Source organism: Bacteroidota bacterium (assembly GCA_030706745.1).
Lineage (GTDB): Bacteria > Bacteroidota > Ignavibacteria > Palsa-1295 > Palsa-1295 > PALSA-1295.
Genome location: JAUZNX010000010.1, coordinates 44032 through 65613, shown reverse-complemented (window position 1 = coordinate 65613; position 21582 = coordinate 44032). Strand labels below are relative to the sequence as shown.

The following is a 21582-nucleotide window of genomic DNA, read 5'->3' as shown; positions in this document are numbered from 1 at the left end:
CCAACTGAATAATAAAGCGTATTTTTGTGATAGGATGAGATTCTTCACCGGCGTCACTGATCGAGATTGGTTCTTCCAGCTGCAAGCTGAACATGCCGATGAGGTCAATTTTTGGAAGCCCAGTGCGAAGGAAGATTGGCACTTACTACAACCGGGCGAACCGTTTCTCTTTAAGCTTAAAGGCAGCCCGCATTACATCGTAGGAGGAGCCTTTTTCGTCCGTTACTCGGTAATGCCTGCTTCAGTAGCTTGGGCGGCATTTGGCAGCAAGAACGGAACAAGGTCGTTAGAGGGCTTGAAGGCTAAGATCATTGGCCATACTCATCGTTCGTCACCAGATCCTCAAGTAGGATGCATCATTCTCACACAGCCATTTTTCTTTGAACAGGAGGCGTGGGTTCCGGTACCGGCTTGGGGAAATGCAATCGTTCAAGGTAAGCGCTATCTTACTGAGAATGCCGATGGTGCTGCAATTTGGGCGGCCGTAACGGAGCACCTCAACTATGCCAATTGGCTCGACTTCAGCGAGTACGAACGCTACCAGGAACAGACGATCATGCAGCGCGTCGGGCAAGGCGGTTTTCGCGTGCTCGTCATGGATGCTTACAACCGAAGGTGTGCCGTCACAGGTGAACGAACACTTCCAGTCCTTCAGGCCTCTCACATTATTCCTTATAGCGAACACGGTAAGCACATTGTCTCTAACGGCCTCTTCCTTCGATCGGACATTCATACTCTTTTTGACGCTGGCTATCTGACAGTGACGCCTGATCTTCACGTGGAGGTGAGTAGCCGAATCAAATCAGAATTTGAGAATGGAAAGGACTACTATGCTTTACAGGGTCGAGAGCTTATTTCGCTTCCTGGACCAGACATCCTGCGCCCTTCACGTGAATCGCTGGTTTGGCACAATGAGCATAGATTTGCGGCTTGACGACTTGGAGGGCTTTATGATTACTGCTTCGTGGAAATGAAAGTACCAGCAAAAAGTTGTATATTAGTACTATAGGTGATGGAGACCATAACAGCGACTACCAACGAAACGCTATTACGTTGACGAATTGCCGGCGGAGATGCGAAGAAGCTTCTGCGATGCTGAATACACTGTCTTTGATAACGACCAGCTTAAAGAGGCTGCGCGGCTTATCATGCCGCTCGGCAAGAACGATATTATCTTAATCACGGGAGGTAATAGTCAAAGGTGCTCAACCTTCGGTGATGCACTAAAAGCAATTGATCCCGAATTGTGGGACTTTGATCTCCCGGATACCTTGTTTGAGCTTATCCAGCAAAACGGTTAAGGGACTTCATTCAAAATACTCGAATGGCGCGAGACAATTGGCAAAGAGATGAACTCCTCATAGCATTCAATCTGTACTGCGAAATCCCATTTCCTCAAATTTCGGCACGGAATCCGAAAATTATTCATGTGGCCGAGATCATTGGCCGCAGTGCGAATGCTCTTTCGATGAAGCTCGGCAACTTCGCCCGTTTAGATCCAGCGCTACAAAGCCGCGGTGTTGGAGGGCTTTCGCACGGAGGCAAAGGGGAAGTTGAAATTTGGGAGGAGTTTAGCGAAAGACCTGAACCGCTGGCAATTGAAAGTGAGGAAGCGCGAAAGAAGATTCTTTCAATTGAAGAGCCGACGATTCCCGAATTACCTGAAGGTCCAACGGACACCTTGCGTAGCGTGCATGTAAGGATGGTGCAAGCCTTCTTTCGAAGGACAGTTCTTTCAGGCTACAATTTCAGTTGTTGCTTCTGCGGCTTAGGAATGAGTGATATGCTGGTTGCTAGTCATATTATTCCATGGAGCGTGAGCGTGGAGCTTCGCGCTGATCCCCGCAATGGAATTGCGCTTTGCGCATTTCACGATAGAGCCTTTGATCGGGGTATTCTCGGAGTCGATGAGACGCGGCATATTATCGTCAGCAGTATAGTGGCAATTCCTTCCGATAACCAATTGGCCCAAGTCGGCTTGCTTGCTTTAGCCGATCAGCCAATCAAGCCCGCGGACCGATTTCAAGCAGACCCTGAGTCGTTCGCATTTCACCGTAATAACATTTTTAAGCAATGAGTGAATTCGTAATTATCAAAATTGAACCTGTGGATGACGATTACAATACCATCCCTCAGTTCCAGATCCATAATCGATCGGATGCTGATGAGCGCGGTATTCGCGAAGGCGCGAATATCGTTGCTACTATTTTTCGCAACGGTGACGAATGGGAGTTGTTGCTCGGCAACAAAGAGCCGACCTATCATGAGCCGGACGCTGTATTTCCTGTCTTAGCCGGCGATGAACTGTCTGATGTCAAGCAGTTTGCGCAACAATTCCTTGATCCGTCCGCTGTCTTCTTCCAACATCAGTTGGTGCTTGAAGTGATTTAGGCCGCGACAAGAAGCCTGAGCTTCTTGTTCGCTCCGTAGTGCATCGCCTGGGGTTGTTGTGCCTCTTAGATTACGCGGCGGGGCTTCATTACCAAACTCCAAATGCGTAAATCGGAGTGCCCTTGAGTCCATTGTTGCACACTTGCCATGTCGTGCCGTTATCACTCGATCGATAGACATATCCCGCGGCTGCGAAGACATAACCATGGTTAGCGGCGAAGGCATAGGTCGTGCTCGATGGCAATCCTGTTGCGTACGTCCAGGTGGACCCCGTGTCTGAGGATACAAATACGCCATAGACAGTCCCGACGTATGCGTGAGCGCCATCGAAGAATGCGCTGAACTGCGCGTCCGAGGGCGCCACAGAAGAAACCGGTTCCCAGACGCGGGCGCCATTGAGCGAACGCCACAGCCCGTTCGTGCTTGTCGCCGCCAGTACTCGCGATCCTTCGGCAGCGAGTCCGTTTACGATGGACCCATCCATGCCGCTCCCACTGTGGCCCCAGGAACCGCCAGAATCTGTTGACCACCAGACGCCATTATCGGAGGTACCCATGAAGAGCCCCGCGCTACTCGAAGCAAGCGAGTGTACCTCGAACCCTCCGCTGCCAGCGTATTGCCATGAGTTACCAGCATCGGTCGTTGCGTATAAACCCCAGGGCGGCACCGCTGCATAGAGGCGCTTGCCATACTGCAGCATAGCAACGGCAATCCTGGTGGCAGGACCTTGCGCGTTGGTGGTGTCCCAGGAAACGCCGTTGTTGGACGATCGGAACATGCCGTAGCCTTCCGAGCCGGCGAAGATGTAATTACCTTGCGTCCCAAAACAGCGAAAGTCTTTGGGCCCGGCGCCGCTATCCATTTCGGTCCATGACGCGCCATCGTCGCTCGAGCGGAAGATGCCATCACCCGTCGCAGCAAAGAGGTATTTGCCTGCATGTTGCTCGGTGTTGGGGTTCGATCCGCCATTGGGACCGTTCACCGGGTCCGAGCCATTGCACCCGACAAGAAGGAAACTCGAGAGTAGTAAGGTTAAGGAACAGCAATATTGAATCATTGTCATAGTGAACTTGCGTTCATCGCGAAATGAATCCCCCAAAACGCGAGTGCACTGAGTTGTTCGAGAAGCAGGCGCAGGTACGCATCGAGATGCCGCCCCGCTGGGGCTTCGAATCCAATAGGCGAACTTGTTACGGGGGCTTACGCCACCCCGGCTACAAATATTTCGCCCCACCGGGGCTGGTGCGATCCTCTCACTCCGAGGCGAAAAAAACTTCGTGAATTCTTTGATGGGCACCTTGCGCGAGGGGTGGGGAATGTTGTATGTTAGAGGATGGATTATGGGCACCTGTTTTCGGGGAAGATATGAAATATGAAGTATGAAATATGAAATGGGGATCAAGGGACGAATTTAGGCATCGGCGGAGAGGGCGTTCATTAAATGACAATTCAAAAGAGAGAGTTAAAGTATTACTTTAACTTTGGGCACCCGTTTTCAATAAGGATGAGGGATGACGAATTGGGGAGCGAGTAAGGATGAGGGATGAAGGATGAGGGATGAAGGGGGAGCGAGGAAATTAGGAATGAGCAATTAGGAATGGAGGGTGGGAATAAGTCGTAAGTTTGTACTGAGCACTTTAGCACTAAAGCACCTTAGCACTTCTTATGAATGCAATCGGACCAGCCGCGATACTCATCGTAGTAGCGGCGCTGTTTTTTCTGATCCTGTTTCTCTACTTTATCCCGCTTGGGTTGTGGGTATCGGCGCTTTCGGCGGGCGTGCACGTCCGGATCTTCAGCGATCTGGTCGGCATGCGACTCCGGAAAGTGCCGCCGGACGTGATCGTACGATCGAAGATCACGGCGTTCAAGGCGGGTATCCCGGTGGATATTCCGAAGCTGGAAGCGCATTATCTGGCCGGCGGTAACGTGCCGAAAGTTGTTGCGGCGCTGATCAGCGCCTCGAAAGCGAACATCGAGCTGAACTTCGATCGCGCCGCAGCGATCGATCTCGCCGGACGCGATGTGCTCGAAGCCGTGAAGCTTTCGGTTACACCGAAAGTGATCGAGACGCCGCAAGTGCCGGGCGTTGCGAAGAACGGCATTCAGGTCCGCGTGGTAGCGCGCGTGACGATCCGCGCGAACCTCGAGCGCCTCGTCGGTGGTGCGGGTGAGGCGACAATCCTGGCTCGCGTGGGCGAGGGAATCGTGACGACGATCGGCACGAGCGAATCGCACAAGGAAGTGCTGGAGCGCCCGGACCGCATCTCGAAAGTGGTGCTCGATAAAGGGTTGGATGCCGGAACGGCGTTCGAGATTTTATCCATCGATATTGCCGACGTCTTCATCGGTGATAACATCGGCGCGAAGCTTCAGAGCGATCAGGCCGAAGCCGAGCTGAAGATTGCGCGGGCCCGTGCCGAGGAGCGAAGAGCGGCCGCCGTCGCGACCGAGCAGGAGATGAAAGCGCGGGTGCAGGAGATGCGTGCGAAGCTGGTCGAGGCGGAAGCGCAGATTCCGATGTCGATCGCGGAGGCGTTCCGCGCCGGACACCTTGGCGTGTTGGACTACTACAACATGCAGAATATCCAGGCGGATACGAACATGCGGAAGTCGATCGCCGATACCGGCGCGACGGACACGGGCAATGCCCCGGCACCGGGTGCGACGCAATCGACGTCGTAGTTGTTCTGTGTAGATGCAAGCTCCAGCTTGCATCATGGGGCAAGCATGAGCTTGCCCCAACACTACATGAAACATGCTACTACGAAGTATTTCCGGCCTTCGCGGCACCGTTGGCGAGGGCCTTACGGCAGAAGTCGTCGCGCGGTACGCGGCGAGTTTCGCGGCGTTCAATGACAATAAGGGTACCGTCGCGGTCGGGTACGATGGCCGTCTTGGTGGCGCGGCGTATTACGATATCTGCTGCCAGACGTTGGTAAGCTGCGGCTGCGATGTTTTGTCGATCGGCATGGCGCCGACGCCAACGGTCATGATGGCCGTCGAAACCAAGCCGGAAGTTGCTGGTGGGATCATCATCACGGCAAGCCACAATCCACAAGAGTGGAACGGGATGAAGTTCATCGCGCAGACGGGGCTGTTCCTCGATGCGGGTGAGAATGCGAGGCTTTGGGAAATCGTCGATGATGAGTCTCCGCAATCGGTAGCACCTGATGAAGTTGGTCAGATCATTGATGGTCGAGATTTTATCGAGGAGCATATTCAGGCGGTGCTGGATATTCCGTATGTCGATCGGGAGAAGATCGCTCGACGAAATTTCAAAGTTGTGCTCGATTGTGTGAATGCTTCGGGGTCGTTTATCCAGCCAAGATTATTGCATGCACTTGGCGTCGCGGACATCGTCGAGTTCGCCTGTGATGGCTCCGGAGTCTTTCCCCATCGGCCCGAGCCGGTGCCGGAAAATCTTACGACGCTGAAGGAAGCGATCCTTCGCGAGCAGGCGGATTTAGGAATCGTGGTGGATCCCGATGCGGACAGGCTTGTACTCATCATGGAAAATGGCGAGCCGTTCATAGAGGAGAATACGATCGTGCTGGCAGCAGAGCAAGTGCTGAAGCACTCACCGCGAGGACAGTCGGTCGTGGTGAATCTTTCGACGACAAGGGCCGTCGAGGACATCGCCGCGAAGTACGATGCGAAAGTCTTTCGCACTCCAGTCGGGGAGATCAACGTGGCGCGCAAGATGCAATCGGAGCATGCGATCGTTGGCGGCGAGGGAAGCGGGGGAGTGATCCTGCCGAGTGTTCACATCGGGCGCGATTCGCTGGTCGGGGTTGCGTTGGCGCTTTCGGCGCTTTCGGAGTTTGGTGGGCCAATCTCCGAAAAGAGCAAAACATTGCCGCAATACGAGATTGTGAAATCGAAGATTGAACTTACCAGCGTGGAGCAAGTTCAATCGGTACTATCTGACCTATCCGTCAAATTTGCCAGCCGCGCCAGAAAGGTAAATCGAGAAGACGGCATCCGCTTCGATTTCGTGCGATCGTGGCTGCATGCGCGAGCCAGCAACACCGAGCCTATCATTCGGATCATTGCCGAGGCGCCGACACAAGCTGAGGCAGAGGGGCTGTTAGCCGAGGCGAGAGCATGAAGACTATTGGTGTCTTCGCTGCCATCTTCGACGACGAGCATCGCATCCTTCTTGTCCGCTTAGCCTATGGCAACCAGAGTTGGACGACGCGGGGCGGAGCGTTCGAACACGGCGAAACTATCGAAGAGGTACTGAAGCGCGAAGTAATCGAAGAGTCGGGTTATTGAGTTGAGCTTGGACATGTGATAGGGGTGTATTCGAAGTCCGGAGAAGATGAGATCATAGTCTTTGTCGAAGCGTCGATCATAATACAAGAAGAGTGGCATCCAGACGAAGAGATTTCAGAGATTGGATTTTTCGCGGCGGATGATTTGCCAAGCCCGATGAACCCAAGACATGCGATACGAATCGCAGATGCATTCACTGTCGAGCGCGGAATTCTTCGAACGTTCTAAGCCTTCTTGACCCATAATGCGCCGATTCCTAAGCTCCGAGCCATATCAGCAGACCCAGGACGACAAACGCGTCCAGCAGGAGCTTCGCGCGCGCGGCAAGCTGCCGCAGCATGTTGCGGTCATTATGGATGGCAACGGTCGCTGGGCCGAGGAACGAGGCTTGCCGCGCGCCGCAGGGCATCAGGCTGGCATTGCGAGCCTCCGTGACGTGACCCGAGCCTCGCGTGAGTTGGGACTCGGTTTCCTCACGGTCTATGCCTTCTCGACAGAGAACTGGAAGCGCCCGAAGCGCGAGGTTTCGATGCTGTTCAGGTTGCTCGTCAAGATGCTGCGGGAAGAACTTCGTGAAATGCTCCAAAACGGCGTGCGACTCAACGCCATCGGCCAGCTTAATTCCTTGCCCAAACTGGTACAGCAAGAGTTGTTCGATTCCATCGATCGTACATCGCAAAACAAAGGACTGACGCTGACTCTGGCGCTTAGCTATTCTGGCCGTTGGGATTTGGTGCGTTCCATGCAGTCCATCGCGCTCGATGTTCGCAGTGGTAAAATCTCGCCGGAGGATATTTCCGAGGAGACCATCCGCGCGGCGCTCACGACCTCGACCATTCCCGAGCCCGACTTGCTGGTCCGTACCAGTGGCGAGATGCGGCTCTCGAATTTCTTGCTCTGGGAGTTAGCATATTCAGAAATTCATGTAACGAAGACCTTCTGGCCTGATTTTCGGCGCGAACACTTGTATGAAGCCATTCGCGATTACCAAACGCGGGAGCGACGCTTTGGGCTGACCGGCGAGCAACTCCGCGGTTCCTCGACTGAGGCGGGCGATGAGCGCACCTTCATCGAGAAGTTTATTTCATCGAAGTAACAGCTTGGCATTAGAACCTTAGCGGCGACTCCCGTGTCCTAAAGATGTCAACTTGTCGTCACGCTCCAGTCTTTACTGTGTGCGATTATCCAATCACGATTTACTAATTCCTTGCTTCGCTATCGCGCCGATCGGCGCACCCTTCTTTACATGGTCGCGACCACTGGCCTCTTTGCAATTCAGTGGGTGTACGGGTTCAATCCGTTCGCGTATTTTGTTTACCTATTTCTTTCGATTGCCGTTACGGTGATCGCCCATAACCATAACCACGTACCGATTTGGCGTAACAAAACGCTGAATGCTCTGACCGATTACTGGCTCACGATCTTCTACGGCTTCCCTGCATTCGCCTGGATCCCAACGCATAACATGAATCATCATGCGCTCAACAACCGTGAAGGCGATTACACAATCACCTACCGTCTAACCGAGCATAATCATCTGATGATGCTGCTCGCGTATCCGAGCGTTTCGAGCTACTATCAGCAGAAGCCAATTCGAGATTATATCAAGCGGCAGTGGGTCGAAGACCGGTCTTATGCGCTCTTTTGCCTTTCGCAATATCTTCTGCTAGTGCTGTGGATTGCAGTCTTCGCCATAATCGATTGGCGCAAAGCGTTGCTTTATGTCGTTGTGCCTCAGCAGGTCGGTCTGTTCAGCGTTCTGATTTTCAATTACGTGCAGCACGTCCACGCCGATGAGCAGTCAAAGTGGAATCACTCGCGAAATTTTGTCGGATTCCTGAACACCTTGTTGTTCAACAACGGACTTCACACCGTCCATCACGAGCGTGCAGGCATGCATTGGAGCCAGTCGCGCGAAGCCCACGCCAAGGTCGAAGAAAAAATTTCCCCGGCCTTGATCGAGCGAAGCTTCTGGGGCTATATCGGCAGAAATTATTTCCTCGGTGCGCTAATCCCAAAGTATCGTACACACTCGATGCGTCTCGAGCGGATGCAAAATCGTTATCCTCTCGGTTCCCAGGCATCACCACCGCAAGGCGTGTAATCCCGCCGGACATGCTCGTCGGTTACCTTGCATAGCGCCTCGCGGGATGCGAGATGCCGGCAGGTAGCGCATAACGCATTCTGATTCGCTCGGCGGATGACCCGCATGTGCTTACGCCATGCGATCTGGGCTGGATAAATCACTACGACAGCGACCGCCACGAAGAACAAGGTCCACCAATCGCCATAAATTGGTACGTAGGCATAGAGCAGCCACGATGTAACCAGCACCACGGAAAACCGGATCAGACCCCAATAAATAATTGCGCCCACGATTGGATAAGTTGTTCATCGCGTAAATAATTCGAAACGGATTATGTTTTCGAACTCATTAGTACCGCGATTGGCTTCGTGGCTGGCACCGATTCCAGCGCGATCTTGATCATCGAGGTAATCGGCACCGATAGGATCATGCCCCACGGTCCCCAAACCCATCCCCAGAAGATCAACGAGATCAGCACTAGCAGAGGGCTGAGATCCAGCCGTGCGCCCATCAAACGTGGTGTTACGACGCTGCCCCAGATGAATTGCACGATGATTAATGTGATCGCCATGGCGAGCGGTGTGCCCGGATTCGCAAACTGCAGAAATGCAACTGTAACCGGCAAGACCAGCGCGAAGATCGAACCGATCGTCGGGATGAAGTTGACGAGGAACGTGATGAGGCCCCACAGTAGTGCAAGATCGACGCCGAAGATCGCAAGGATCACGAATGTAAGCAGCCCGCTGATGAAGTTCATCAGCGTCACCGTGATGAAGTAACGCTCCGTTTTTGCATCGATGCGCTTGATAACCTCTGCAAGATTCGTCGCGTGCTCAGGATAGGCGACTCGAATCTTCCGCTCGAAGAGGCCATAGCCACCCAGGATAAACAGCATGAACAGCAGGATCAGCCCGACGCCGCTGAGCACCGAGACGAAGCCTCCTGCCCCGGCATAGAGCACTCCCAGGATCGCCGAAACCTGCACGATTTTCGACCACTCCAGCGTCCGTACCTGATCCTGCAGGGCCGCAGGCGCATCGTCCAGCAGTCGCATCAGGCTGGGAAGGATGTCGTGGTCCCAGCGGACGGCATAGCGCGGCATGGCAGCGATGAGCGATTGAAGGCTCGAGATAGCCACGAGCCCAACCGCCATCAATATTCCGCCGACCACGATCATCACCGCGATCAGTGCCAGAGCCATCGGCACCCGATGGCTTAGAAGGAACTTCACCATGGGCCGAAACAGATTCGCCAGAAACAACGCCACCACAAGTGGCAGCAGCACTGGCTGCATGATATGCAGCGAAGCACCGGTCGCCACCAGCGCCAGGATCGTCAGCGGAATCGTGATCGAGCGGGGAGCACTCCGAATCGAGTCATTCATTGTCTACAAAGATACCTCATTCGCAAGCGACCCAATTATGCTTTCAAAATTCCTAATTGAAAACAGGTGCCCAAAGTTAAAGTAATACTTTAATTCTCTCTTTTGAATTGTCATTTAATGAACGACAGGTCCCAGCCAAGCGGGCGCGAACCGATTTTTCAATGAGCAATAGGTGCACATCACAAGGCGAACCAATATAGCACATGCAAATAAGATTGGTACTCCGATCTCAATCTTTTTCTAAATAATTCTCGAAAATTGTTCGTATATTAGCGGCGGTTGCTTCGGACGACGCTTGTCCCGATGCCCGCTCTGGCCCCATTTTGCGTTCCCGCCAGCCCTGACACCGGCTCCCTACGCCCGTTCCGATTCGTTCATATCCTAATGCTAATTGTGTTATGAGAAAAGTCAATAGTTATCGGGAGATGGACTGCCTCCGCAGAGTACTTGAATCCGTTCGCGTGATGATCGTCGCATGCGCAACACTAATACTATCCCTGCAGGCGCCGCAAGCACAGACGTTGATACCGGTCCGGCACAACTTCCAACCGCCTACTTCTGAGAAAAAGGGGAATCTTCCTCTCTCCATGCTTGGCGAAGTCGATACCTGCACCTATTTGAACAATCTTTCGGGTGCCCTACTCCATGACGGTTATTACCAGCAATGCTACGATACCACCAAACTCTACCTGAAAAACTGCTATGAACTTCCGGGCGCGGAAGGCAACTTCTGTACCACCGACGCCGCGAACCAGAATAGGAGTAAAGATCCAAACCGCTTCGTCGAATACCGGGAATGGCTGAAATCGGTGTTGTACCTACGGCCAGATTCCGATTGGTATTGTTCGGATGTTGGGTCCATACTTCATACCTTCATATACTACCCGGGAAAGGGACTTTACATTAACGGTCAGATAGCCATTGCCCGGTATGTTTTGGAGCATTCTCATTGCGACACGGGGGTGATGGCAGACTTTCGTCTCGCGGATTCAACTGGCATCCCCATGATCTATTCTATCTGGCGCGACACAGTCAAGGATAGTTTGCGCGAACCGCGTCCCGACACGACAATCCCCTCAATCGATTCCATTGGCCTCTCTATTCTTCGCGGGCCGGAATATGCGGAAGTAACCACGCGCCCTAAAGGCACCGATCTGCGCGTGACTTCTATTCGGGCTACGGAGAATCCGTTTACAAAGGCAACGGAGATCGTGGTAGAGCTTGCGGACTATGGACTTGTCAAGTTCGAGCTCTTCGATGCTCTGGGCAATCTCGTCGCGAGCAATGGCGGCCTGGGCCAAGTGCTCGAACCCGGTGAGCACACCTTCGAAGTCGATGGCTCAAAGCTGCCATCGGGCACGTACTTCGCCCGCATTGCCTATCATAATGGGGATGTGAAGACGATTATGCTAAACAAGGAATAACATGAAACACGCACTATTTATCGTGGCCTTGCTGCTCGCGCTTCCGCTTTCGGAAACGCGAGCGCAGGCTGTACCAGACACTTGCGCCTATCTTATTGACCGTGCACATTTCATCCTGTTGAATCCTACTTCTCAGGACAGTAAGACCTACGCCTACGATACAACCCGTTTGTATCTCGAACATTGTTACGACACCCTTGGCTCTGAAGCTGCTTTCAATGACCTCATTGGTGAGAATCAAGAACGGAGCACGGATCCAAACAATTTTGTCGAGTTTCGCGCGTGGCTGAAATCCGTCTTATACTTGCGACTGGATTCTGCCTGGTACTGCGCGGATGTCTGGGATATCCTCACGTCGATGGACTACTACCCTGGTAAGGGCTTGTACATGAACGGTGTGGTTGCGATTGCTCGCTATGTCGTAGAACATGGGCACTGCGATTCCGTAGTTACAGCAAACTTTCATTATAAGGATACCAATGGTATCCGCTATATCTATACTCATTGGCGGGACACGGTAAAGGATAGCCTCCACGAGCCGGGACCCGACACGACAATCCCTTCGATTGATTCGCTCGGCCTGTCTATTCTTCGCGGGCCGGAATTCTCCGAAGTAACCACGCGCGCGAAAGGCACCGATCTGCGCGTAACATCTATTCGTGCCACGGAGAATCCCTTTACAAAGGCAACGGAGATCGTTGCCCAACTTGCGGACTATGGTCTCGTCAAGTTCGAGCTCTTCGATGCGCTTGGCAATCTCGTCGCGGGCAATGGCGGCCTGGGACAAGTGCTCGAGCCGGGTCAGCATACGTTTGAGATCGACGGCGCAAAGCTGCCCGCCGGCGCATACTTCGCGCGCGTGGCGTTCCACAACGGGGATGTGAAATCGGTGATGCTTGTAAAAGAATGATCGCATTACTCATCGCGCTGCTTGTGTGCCCGGAAGTGGTACTTCCGGGCCATGTGCCGCTTGCGAAATCGGCGAAGTACCACTTCGTGGCACATGGCACGAAACCGGATTCCACATTTGATACGTCCGAATGCAGGCGCCTCATGAATAAAGCGGAGGCTTACAGCAATGTGGGTCAATATCAAACAGCTTATGACACGGTGCGGTACTACTTAACTCTTTGTCACGATGACTGGATGGCGCTTGGCGAATTTGACGCTGCTGATGGCGATAACGATGGCCGAGGCAATCCAGCCCGTGCATACCCTGAGTTTCGAGAGTGGCTTAAGTCCGTGCTATACCTACGAACGGATTCCATGTGGTATTGCAGGGACGTCCAAGGTATTATCAAGTGCTTCAATTACTTTGAAGGACATGGCATCTATCCCAATGGTGCCATTGCGGTCATACGGTATCTCGTGTCGCATAACAAATGCGGCGCCAGGTTCCTCTATGATGGCGAATCTGGTGCGGTTGCCTTTCGAAATAAAATCTGGCGTGACACCGTGAAGGACAGCCTGACTGAAGCGCGGCCTGACACGAACATTCCGTCGATCGATTCGATCGGTCTCTCGATCCTTCGCGGCCCGCAATATGCCTCTGCCGTTGGGCCTCAAAAGTATGGTGAGCCACGCATCTCAACACTTCGCGCCACGGAGAATCCATTCACCCGTGCGACGGAGATTGTCTTCGATCTTGCGGATTATGGGCTGGTAGAGTTCAAGCTGTTCGATGCGTTGGGCAATGTGGTGACGAGCAACGGCATTGGCCAGGTGCTCGAACCGGGACAGCATACGTTTGAGATCGATGGCTCGAAGCTGCCCGCCGGCGCGTACTTCGCACGCATTGCCTATCATAATCGGGATGTGAAATCGGTGATGCTTGTAAAAGAATAGCATCCCGCGTCATCGGCGCCGGACGCGGTTCGGCGCCAGCCTGTAATTGCCCCTTCCGGCTCACGTGAGGGGCATTTCTTTGTGCTATCGGCTGAATAAGGAATCATTCATCCGTAATATGGAATGACATGGTTCCAGGCACAAGTTGCATACTATCCGTGAACAAATCGCTCGCCCGCGTGGCTGTTATCTCGTCCTTCTGCCTTTCGTGGGCCGGCTGTTCTTCGAGTGACATCACGAGCCCAACCGACATCATCTTTCCGGCTTCGGGCGTGAGCTATCACGCGCAGGTCGCGCCGTACCTCACGCTTGCGTGCAATACGTCGCACTGCCACGATGGCTCGGCCATCGATAAAGGCGCAAAGGATATGACATCCTGGGTCGGCGTTCGCGATGTGGTCGGCCAGCCGGGGGACACGCTGACTTCTCCGATCGTCAGCGTGATGTACGCCAGGGAAAATCATGCGGGCGCGTTCCTTGCGAACGACAACCAGCGAAATGGGATCAAAGTCTGGGTGCTCGAAGGCGCGAAGAACAATTAGGAATGAAGAATTTGGAATTAAGATTTTAGGATCGCCGATTGTTAGTATCCCAGGAGGAACTGTAGGATGATGAAGTTAGGAAACGCTCTGTTATTGGCCAGTCTGGCCGCTCTGCCCGCACTGGCACTCGCTCCGCACGCGCTCGCGCAGTCCGGCGGCCATGGTTATGGCTCGCACTCGCGGATGCACGCGCATGACTCGCGTCAGTATTTCGATTACGGCAATCCGCTCATGTCGAGCGTGCTTCAGTCAGCCGATGGCCGCGCGCTCGATGTCCGACTGGCCACGGCCAGCTCGATGTTCTCGTTCCTCCGCTCAGGCGATGCCGCGCGGGGCGCGTACTACGCCATTCGCGATGTCACGGTCCTGGTGACCGAGGAAGGCAACGCACAACCGGTCATCTCGCGCGATCGAATCGATACGATCTACGTCCGCACGTTCGAGCAATCGACGGCGAAGAACGATTGGCACACCGCCGATCTTCACATGGATATTCCCAATCTCAATCCGAAAATGCGCTATGCCGTGCGCATTGAAGTCCGCGATGACATTGACCATTTGATGATGGCGCCAATTACGACACCGCTCCTCGCGCGGGCCTATACGAATACGCCGGACTCCAACGGTATCGGCATCGGCGATCTCATGTTGATCGACAACATGAGCGGTTCCGAGGCAACGGCGTCGGCGCATGGCAATACGTATATGTTCAGCCGGGACGTGATCGCCTCCGTGCCGATCCAGATTGCCGATACGCTGCATGGTGCGCCATCCGTGGATGTCCGCGTCCGGCAGATCGCGAATGCGATCAATCCATCCGATACCGGCGATCGCGGACATGTGATGTTAACGGCCGCGGATCTCCGTAAGGACCAGACGTTCGAATTCAAAAGCGCCGGAAGCACACTGACGTACGCTCTCGTGCCACAAGCAGGGAAGGGGACATGGACTGCGCTGATGACGATTCCCGGACAGAAATTCGATCAGGGCAAGTACGAAATCACAGTACGTGTCCAGGCGGGTGCCGCGGAACGTGAACGGACCAGCACGGCGATGATCGTGTGGCAGGGGATGCCGCTCTCGCTCGAAGATCCGGCAGATGCGATCGAACCGCTCACACATATCCTGAGCAAGGAACAGGCAACCGAAATTGCGAGTGGCAGCAAGCAGGAACAAGTCCAAAAGCTCTACGCGTACTGGAAAACACAGGACCCAACACCCGGCACGGCCTACAACGAGCGAATGGCCGCGTTTTATCAGCGGGTCGATTATGCAGACTTTAATTTCGCCACATCGCGCCTGCTCAATGGCGTGATGACCGATCGAGGGAAGATTTATCTCCTCTATGGGGCGCCCAGCAACGTGGACCGCACGTTCGTTCCGGGTGAGTCGCCGGTCGAGACGTGGACCTACTCGAACAATGTCGGAAGGATATTCCGGTTCGAAGACCCCGGACATCGCGGCGAGTACCGCCTGACTAACATCGAGAATTTAGCCCTAAAACAATAGTCTCAGGATTTCCAGCGGATTTCCTTCACGACATCATCGCCGCAGGCATCCGCGATCTTTCGCAGGATCTCACGGGAGCGCATGGTCAACTCGTAGCGCCACGCGGCATTCACGACGCGAACGGTGAGCACGCCACGCTCCAGTTTTTCGGCGTGTGTCGATTGGGCGATTGTCTCGCCAACGATTTCGGCCCAATTCGTCAGCACGTGGTAGTTGCGCGCTTTGGCATCGAGGCCAAAGTGCTTGAGCGCTTCCGCGATCGCCTCGCCGAGCAATTGGGGCGGTCTCATGATCGTGCAAAAATAATCAAACGGTTCGTGCCTTCAGTGGTATAAAGTTCTCGTTCAAACCGTGCCACTTCGGTTGTGGTAATGAACGTCTGTCCGAGAGCGCCCGACGCTGCCAGTGCCAGCACGGCGCGCGCGCGCTCATCATCCAATTCGCTGAACACATCATCGAAGAGAAGCATTGGCGTTTCGCGCGTTGCATCGCGGAGATATTGGAACTCCGCAAGTTTCATCGCGACGAGCAGCGTTTTGTGCTGACCTTGCGAGGCATAATCCTTCGCTTCCTGTCCCGGATTGATCGAAAGCCGGATGTCATCGCGGTGCGGACCGAATAGCGTCGTGCCGCGGCGAAGCTCCTCGGCGGCGCACTGTTCGGATGCGCGTTCTAAGAAGGCGCGGAAGTCGGGCGCTTCCGAACTGTTGCCCATTGGCAGATAATCGAGCGAAGGCGATTCATTCGTGCTGGCGAGCGTGCGATACGAATCAAGCAACGGTCCGCGAAATTCCCGAACGAATTCGGCTCTGCGCCGCATAATGCGCTCGCCACGTTCGAGCGCGATCGCTGTCCATGGCAGCAGAGCGGCCTGTACCATCTGCGCCGGACGTCGCTGGAGTTTTGCGTCAGTCAGGACCGCATTGCGTTGTTTAAGCGCGCGCCGATACTCAATTTCATCTTCCAGGTATGCATGGCTCGCTTGCGAGAGCACCATGTTCAGAAATCGGCGGCGCTCTGCCGGCGGGCCACTGGTAATAATCTTCTCGTCCGGGGTCAGCACAACGACCGGGGCTCGCCCGATCAAGTCCGATGATGCTCGTATCCGCTCGGCGTTGGCCAGGATTGTCTTTCGCACCGGCGGACCAAATTCGATCTTGACCTCAACCGTGTAGTTAACGCCAAGATCAGTAATAAAATGGGCCTCGACCTCCAGCTTTTGTTCGCCATCACGGATGAGTAACGTATCGCTGTGCGTCACAAAGCTTTTTGTGAGCGTCGCGAGCGCCAGGGCTTCGAGCACGGAGGTCTTTCCGATGCCATTCGGTCCCGCAAATACGTTGATGCCCGGCGCCAGGCCGTCGATTGATTTCGAGGTATGATTGCGGACGTTATGAAGAATCAGTGAATCGGCGCGCACGATATCTGAACCTTGATGATATGGGAATAGATTGATATAGAATCAATTCAATCTACATCATCCATTTTCATTCTGGCTCAGGAAATCACCCATTCAATCGCACTGGCATCACCAGCATGAGCAAGTCTTCGCCGTTCTGCTCCGAGGGTTCGACAATGGCTGCACGTGTTGGTGTCGAGAACTTCAACGAGATCTCGTCGGTATCCAGGTGGGCAAGCGCATCTTCGATAAAGCGGCCATTGAAGCCGATTGTCAGAGCATCATTGGCATAATCACAGGGAATATGCTCGTGGGCTTCGTTGCCGGCATCGAAATTCTCAGCAAGAATTTCCATCTTGTCTTTGCCTAACTGGAATCGGAGTTGACGCGTGTTCGCATTCGCGAAGATCGAAACGCGCTTAACCGAACGAAGCATCGCGTCTTTGGAAATCACGAGCAGCTTGTCGTTTTCGCGCGGAATCACGGCTTCGTAATTCGGATACCGTTCATCGATGAGCCGCGAGAGTACCGTGGTATCTCCGGACTGAAACTGCACGTGGGATGGACTGAAGCTCAGCGAGAGCTCTCCGTTATCATCGAAGGATTTCGCAACTAAATTCAGTGCTTTCGCGGGGATAATAATATCGAGCTCCGATTCGGTCTTGAGTGCCGGATTGAAGAACCGCACCAACCGGTGGCCATCGGTTGCAACGGCGCGTGTGCCATCCGGAGAAAACTGGAAGAGCACACCCATCATGCTCGGACGCAACTCGTCGGTGCTGACGGCAAACAGTGTTTTGGAAATCAGGCGGCGTATCGTTGCGGCATCGACGGTCATCGATCCTTCGGCCTTGAACTCGGCGAGCGCATTAGGCAACTGCGCTGTTTCGTCGACCGATAGCTGGTAGTTGCCCTGCGCCGTTTCCAGTTGGGCGCGTTTCGTCGTCTTATCGAGCGTGAACGTCAGTTCGCCCTCCGGCAACGCACGGACGATCTCATTTAAGAGCTTCGCCGGGATGTTTGCTGTGCCATCTTTCACGCCGGTCACCTCGATCGATGCGACGACAGTAATTTCGAGATCGGTCCCCGTAAAGGAAAGCTGATTGCCTTTGAGTTCAACGGCAACCGTTTCGAGCTGTGGCAGCGTCGATTTTGCCGGAATGACGGCGATGACTTTGGAAAGAGTCTCCTGGAGCGGTTTAATCTGCGCGATGAACTTCATGGTCTAAAGAAACAGAAACGGTGGGCTTTCATTGGCCGGGTGGCCGGAGTAATAGAATCCAAAAATACGGAATCCGGCTCCGCACGAAGCCGAATGTTATCAACAAAATCCGAAACAGAAAATTAACTACTGAATTCCCTATCTTCTGATTCGCAATCGCCTCGCCATGGCACGCGCTCCGATCCGCGTCCGTTGAAGGAGCCAACGGAGCAAAAGTCCCCAATTTCGGCCAATCGCGGCTCCGGCTTCGAGCAAGAAACGGAGGTCCTGCTCGTCTTCTTCGGACATGGGGAGCGCTGCCGCCTGGGATTGCACGGCTCCATTAGCCGCTTCACCTTCTACTTGCTCCGAAGCATCTCCAAGCACGTGGGCCAGGAGCTTCCGTAACCGCTCGTCGATTGCCTTCAGCCGCGCCGCAAGTTCCGGATCCGTTTCATAGCGTTCCAGGAATTGCAGATGGTCATAGAGTACAGCGACTTTCTTGGTCAATTCCGGAGTCAGAAATTCCTCGGCTTCTGCGGCGAGCGCGCGCGCGAGCTCTTCGAGATCGCCAATGGTCTCCGGGGTGGCAAGGAATAATCCGGTCTCAACCAGATCGTCGATATTCACGTAGACTGTCGAAAGCTGCTCGAGTTCATGGCCGAACGCCACCTTATGAAGCCCGATCTGCCGGCGAACACCGGCGAGCATCTGTTCGAGTTGATGGCGTCGCGCAGCACCTTCGGTTACCCGAAGCTGGTGTTCGATTTCCGATTTTTGCTTTTGCAAGTCTACCAGTGCTCGGTCCTTGATTTGTCCCCGCACGATCATATCATCGATCTGTGCTTCGCTGGCGTATGTCTCGACATGCCCGATCTTGACCGCATGGATCAGTGTATGCTCGTCCATCCGGGAGCGGAGCAGTTCCATATCGAGTTGCACCGCGCCATCCGTAATGATCAGGATTTCCGCGCCCGAGAGATGTTCCATCTGCTGGATATCCTCCAGAGCAGTCATCAGTGCTTTCTGCAGCACGGTCCCTTCGCCCAGGTGCGTTACGCGCAGGACATATCGCATCAGCGCCTGATAACTCAACTCATCCACGGCGGTATGGACGTCGCCGACCTCCTCATCGAACGTCCGCAGACTAATGTGTCCAAGTTCTGCTTTATTGCGCTTCAGGAATACATAGAGGACCGCTTTCGCAAGGTGAATCCGATGGTGCGCGGACATCGATTGCGATGTATCGAACAGGATATAAACTTTCTGTTTGCGGCTATCGAACGTAAACCCTTCACTCGTGTCATCGACAGGCAGGATCACCCCTGTGCGGGCGACTGGCATCCAGAGTTCGCGCAAGGCGAGCCGCTGCATGAACACTTCATCCGGAAGCAGAAATTGGTTCGGATAGATGCGAGCCACATCATGATAGCTCGTGATCAAATCGGCAGAGTATCGATCGCCCGCGGGTGTATACCGGTGGAAGTCCTCGGCCTTGTCTCGCTTTTGCGAATCACCGGCGGCCGGTAGCCGGACAACCTCCCGAATTTGTTTCGAGAGCGCGCTCATCTCATCTTCGAGCACACGTGCAATTTCGAAGATAGCCGTGAAGTCTTCCGGCAGCCTCTCGTAAATATGCGAGAAGAAGCCGAACTCCTCCATGACGGGAAATAATGCGCGCTCGGAAAACATATTATGATTCGTTGCGGATCAGTCGGGGAAAGAAGCCTTGAACGCACCTGTCAAGGCCTGTGCCCGCTTCACAAGTTCGTCGTAGCCAATGATTTGAACTCCAGCGAGTGAATTCCGATAAAGTTCAAAACTCCGCCTCTTTTGTGAATCACTGAGTTCGTCGGAAACGTTGCCTGCGACGACAATGCAAGGGGGATTGAAGGCCTCATATTGCTCCGCATCAGCTTCCCCGTTGTTCATTGTGATGCTAGAATATTCAAGAATCAATTGATTCCGATAAGTTAATACCTGGTTGACAGCGCCGGAAACTTCCGCGTGTATGCTATAGACCCCGTTGCGATATTCGCTCCCGAGTAGGGGGGTGTTTGGTCTTTTAATCTCGATTAATGCTGAACCGCCCGTTAACGCGTTCTTGACGAGATAATCCACGATCATCCCATCTCGATTCTCTACGGTCTTTCCGCCGACGTATGCCTTTTGTGCCACAACGACAACGGGATGAGCAAAGAGCAGTGTGAGCAGAAAGGGATTGTCTGTTAACTTCTTCTGCCAGTGTTCTTCGCTGTGACCGGCAGTCAAATCGCGCCTAAGATCTGACAAGAACCTCTCTGAATAGCCGAATGAATATCCCTGCCAAATAGGTCGATGCAGTTTTTCAATGAATATTATCATTGCCCTGGCGGCCATCGCATGTGCCATGTGGAATGCTGCCAGCGATGCGTCTTGCTCTGCAATCGCTCGCTTTACTCCCTCACTTTGGAGGTAAAGTGTCAACACGTAGGATTTGCGATTCTTCTCATTCAGGACGACCTGTATTGCCTCCTTTATTGTGTCTTCACCAGCATCCTCTGAAGGCAGCTCGGAGTGTATTGCCTCGATCTCTGGGATCAATCGCTCTAACGCCTGATCGAGAATTGTGGCGATGTCATCCTTGCCTTTCTCGTGGAGGATACGATAAATGATAATTTCATAAAGCCACTTCAGACCATGGTAAAAGAAACCGCCAGAGGGTCCTGGAGCTTCGAAGTCGTCCGTGAAGCTTATTTCCTGCGAGAATGTGCGTCCTTTGCCTCCACAATCGGGGCATGGTTGCCTGGGCTGAACATCAGGATCGTCATTGAAGATATGCTCGCATCCTGCAGTTGAACACTTTGTTTCTGATACCATGTTGTCATTCGAAATAGTACCTGACTACAATCCCCGTCCCGGTGGCTAGATTGAAACTCCAGGATGAAGGGGAATAATCACTCGGCGATTCTTTCGCCCAACCGCGGATGGAGCCACCGAGCGAGAGAAAGCCGGCGATGCTCATATGCTGCTGCCACTTATCGATCTCGTACTCCGGTCCAAGCAGGAAGGAGAGCGATGTTGTAAGATATTGTGATGAAAAGTCGCCGCTCGAAGTCGAGCGATTCCCCGTCACACTCACTCGCGGTCCCATCTGAAAATAGAGATCGTCGAACGGCGCGCGAACGCGCCAGCGAAGATACGCTCCCAGACCCAGCGTGAGTGAAGACGAGATGGAGTAATAGCTGGATAGGTTATCTGAATAACCTCCACCAATCATCGGCTCGATACGCCACGAGCGGCCATAGTGGTTCTGATCGGGACTTTGCCAGGACAACAGAAACAGGTTAGAGCCGGAGAGTTGATATCCAAGCCCGAACATCCATCGAGAGTCTCTCTGCATGAAATCACTGGATTGACCGAATGAGGAGACCGCTGGTAACAGAAACAACACGGAGAGCACGACAACTTTCTTCATAAGCGATTAAACTATTCGACCGAAGCGTCATTGCGAGGAGGGCGAAGCCCGACGAAGCAATCCCTT

At 53.7% G+C, this 21582-nt stretch carries 24 protein-coding genes; 15 read left to right on the top strand and 9 right to left on the bottom strand.

The window, feature by feature from the left end; genetic code table 11:
* Positions 1-34 precede the first annotated feature (34 nt).
* From Q8902_11695 to Q8902_11680, 4 genes are all read left to right on the top strand, one after another.
* Positions 35-934, top strand: a complete 900-nt coding sequence (locus tag Q8902_11695) for an HNH endonuclease (protein MDP4200220.1) — start codon at positions 35-37, stop codon at positions 932-934.
* 139 nt (positions 935-1073) lie between these two features.
* Positions 1074-1301 (top strand): hypothetical protein, encoded by a 228-nt coding sequence (locus Q8902_11690; protein ID MDP4200219.1) that lies wholly within the window; start codon positions 1074-1076, stop codon positions 1299-1301.
* A gap of 167 nt (positions 1302-1468) precedes the next feature.
* The gene (locus tag Q8902_11685; GenBank protein ID MDP4200218.1) at positions 1469-2077 is read left to right on the top strand and encodes an HNH endonuclease; all 609 of its coding nucleotides are present in this window, start codon (positions 1469-1471) and stop codon (positions 2075-2077) included.
* On the top strand, positions 2074-2391 hold the full coding sequence (locus Q8902_11680) for a hypothetical protein (GenBank protein ID MDP4200217.1): 318 nt from the start codon (positions 2074-2076) through the stop codon (positions 2389-2391). Before Q8902_11685 ends, Q8902_11680 begins: the two co-directional genes overlap by 4 nt.
* 88 nt (positions 2392-2479) lie before the next feature.
* Here Q8902_11680 and Q8902_11675 read toward each other — a convergent pair whose 3' ends face one another.
* Positions 2480-3454, bottom strand: a complete 975-nt coding sequence (locus tag Q8902_11675; protein ID MDP4200216.1) for a hypothetical protein — start codon at positions 3452-3454, stop codon at positions 2480-2482.
* A 602-nt stretch (positions 3455-4056) separates the two neighbouring features.
* Between Q8902_11675 and floA the strand changes: the two genes are divergently transcribed.
* The 6 genes from floA to Q8902_11645 all read left to right on the top strand — a co-directional run bounded on the left by floA (position 4057) and on the right by Q8902_11645 (position 8773).
* Positions 4057-5076 carry a flotillin-like protein FloA gene (gene floA, locus Q8902_11670; GenBank protein MDP4200215.1) on the top strand — a complete coding sequence of 340 codons (1020 nt, stop codon included), beginning with the start codon at positions 4057-4059 and terminating at the stop codon, positions 5074-5076.
* Positions 5077-5149: 73 nt separating this feature from the next.
* Entirely contained in the window at positions 5150-6502 is a 1353-nt protein-coding gene (gene glmM / locus Q8902_11665) for a phosphoglucosamine mutase (GenBank protein ID MDP4200214.1), read from the top strand.
* The gene (locus Q8902_11660; GenBank protein MDP4200213.1) at positions 6499-6669 is read left to right on the top strand and encodes an NUDIX domain-containing protein; all 171 of its coding nucleotides are present in this window, start codon (positions 6499-6501) and stop codon (positions 6667-6669) included. Before glmM ends, Q8902_11660 begins: the two co-directional genes overlap by 4 nt.
* A gap of 24 nt (positions 6670-6693) precedes the next feature.
* On the top strand, positions 6694-6897 hold the full coding sequence (locus Q8902_11655) for a hypothetical protein (GenBank protein ID MDP4200212.1): 204 nt from the start codon (positions 6694-6696) through the stop codon (positions 6895-6897).
* A gap of 16 nt (positions 6898-6913) precedes the next feature.
* A complete protein-coding gene (locus Q8902_11650) occupies positions 6914-7765 on the top strand; it encodes an isoprenyl transferase (protein ID MDP4200211.1) in 852 nt (283 codons plus the stop codon).
* Positions 7766-7876: 111 nt separating this feature from the next.
* On the top strand, positions 7877-8773 hold the full coding sequence (locus tag Q8902_11645; GenBank protein MDP4200210.1) for a fatty acid desaturase: 897 nt from the start codon (positions 7877-7879) through the stop codon (positions 8771-8773).
* On the opposite strand, the gene Q8902_11640 is transcribed toward Q8902_11645, so the two are convergent.
* Together Q8902_11640 and Q8902_11635 are read right to left on the bottom strand one after the other, a co-directional pair.
* Positions 8731-9045 (bottom strand): hypothetical protein, encoded by a 315-nt coding sequence (locus Q8902_11640; protein ID MDP4200209.1) that lies wholly within the window; start codon positions 9043-9045, stop codon positions 8731-8733. The two genes, Q8902_11645 and Q8902_11640, sit on opposite strands and share 43 nt — an antisense overlap.
* Positions 9046-9086: 41 nt before the next feature.
* Entirely contained in the window at positions 9087-10139 is a 1053-nt protein-coding gene (locus Q8902_11635) for an AI-2E family transporter (protein MDP4200208.1), read from the bottom strand.
* Between the two features lie 398 nt (positions 10140-10537).
* Here Q8902_11635 and Q8902_11630 point away from each other — a divergent pair, with 398 nt between their 5' ends.
* The 5 genes from Q8902_11630 (at position 10538) to Q8902_11610 (ending at position 15459) form a co-directional block, all read left to right on the top strand.
* Complete coding sequence (locus Q8902_11630) at positions 10538-11563, top strand: T9SS type A sorting domain-containing protein (protein ID MDP4200207.1); 1026 nt, start codon at positions 10538-10540, stop codon at positions 11561-11563.
* A gap of 1 nt (position 11564) precedes the next feature.
* Entirely contained in the window at positions 11565-12473 is a 909-nt protein-coding gene (locus Q8902_11625; protein MDP4200206.1) for a T9SS type A sorting domain-containing protein, read from the top strand.
* Entirely contained in the window at positions 12470-13408 is a 939-nt protein-coding gene (locus Q8902_11620) for a hypothetical protein (GenBank protein ID MDP4200205.1), read from the top strand. Before Q8902_11625 ends, Q8902_11620 begins: the two co-directional genes overlap by 4 nt.
* 158 nt (positions 13409-13566) lie before the next feature.
* Entirely contained in the window at positions 13567-13950 is a 384-nt protein-coding gene (locus tag Q8902_11615; protein MDP4200204.1) for a hypothetical protein, read from the top strand.
* A gap of 66 nt (positions 13951-14016) precedes the next feature.
* Positions 14017-15459, top strand: a complete 1443-nt coding sequence (locus tag Q8902_11610; GenBank protein MDP4200203.1) for a GWxTD domain-containing protein — start codon at positions 14017-14019, stop codon at positions 15457-15459.
* 2 nt (positions 15460-15461) lie between these two features.
* Here the strand turns inward: Q8902_11610 and Q8902_11605 are convergent, their stop codons facing one another.
* From Q8902_11605 to Q8902_11580, 6 genes are all read right to left on the bottom strand, one after another.
* Entirely contained in the window at positions 15462-15749 is a 288-nt protein-coding gene (locus tag Q8902_11605; protein MDP4200202.1) for a DUF721 domain-containing protein, read from the bottom strand.
* The gene (gene recF, locus Q8902_11600) at positions 15746-16879 is read right to left on the bottom strand and encodes a DNA replication and repair protein RecF (protein MDP4200201.1); all 1134 of its coding nucleotides are present in this window, start codon (positions 16877-16879) and stop codon (positions 15746-15748) included. Before recF ends, Q8902_11605 begins: the two co-directional genes overlap by 4 nt.
* Positions 16880-16964: 85 nt before the next feature.
* Positions 16965-18080: a DNA polymerase III subunit beta gene (gene dnaN / locus Q8902_11595; protein MDP4200200.1), complete on the bottom strand. Its 1116-nt coding sequence runs from the start codon at positions 18078-18080 to the stop codon at positions 16965-16967.
* A 138-nt stretch (positions 18081-18218) separates the two neighbouring features.
* The gene (locus tag Q8902_11590) at positions 18219-19751 is read right to left on the bottom strand and encodes a VWA domain-containing protein (GenBank protein MDP4200199.1); all 1533 of its coding nucleotides are present in this window, start codon (positions 19749-19751) and stop codon (positions 18219-18221) included.
* Between the two features lie 18 nt (positions 19752-19769).
* Positions 19770-20642, bottom strand: coding sequence for a DUF4263 domain-containing protein (locus tag Q8902_11585; GenBank protein ID MDP4200198.1), 873 nt, complete (start codon positions 20640-20642; stop codon positions 19770-19772).
* A 280-nt stretch (positions 20643-20922) separates the two neighbouring features.
* Entirely contained in the window at positions 20923-21516 is a 594-nt protein-coding gene (locus tag Q8902_11580) for a hypothetical protein (protein ID MDP4200197.1), read from the bottom strand.
* Between the last annotated feature and the right edge of the window lie 66 nt (positions 21517-21582).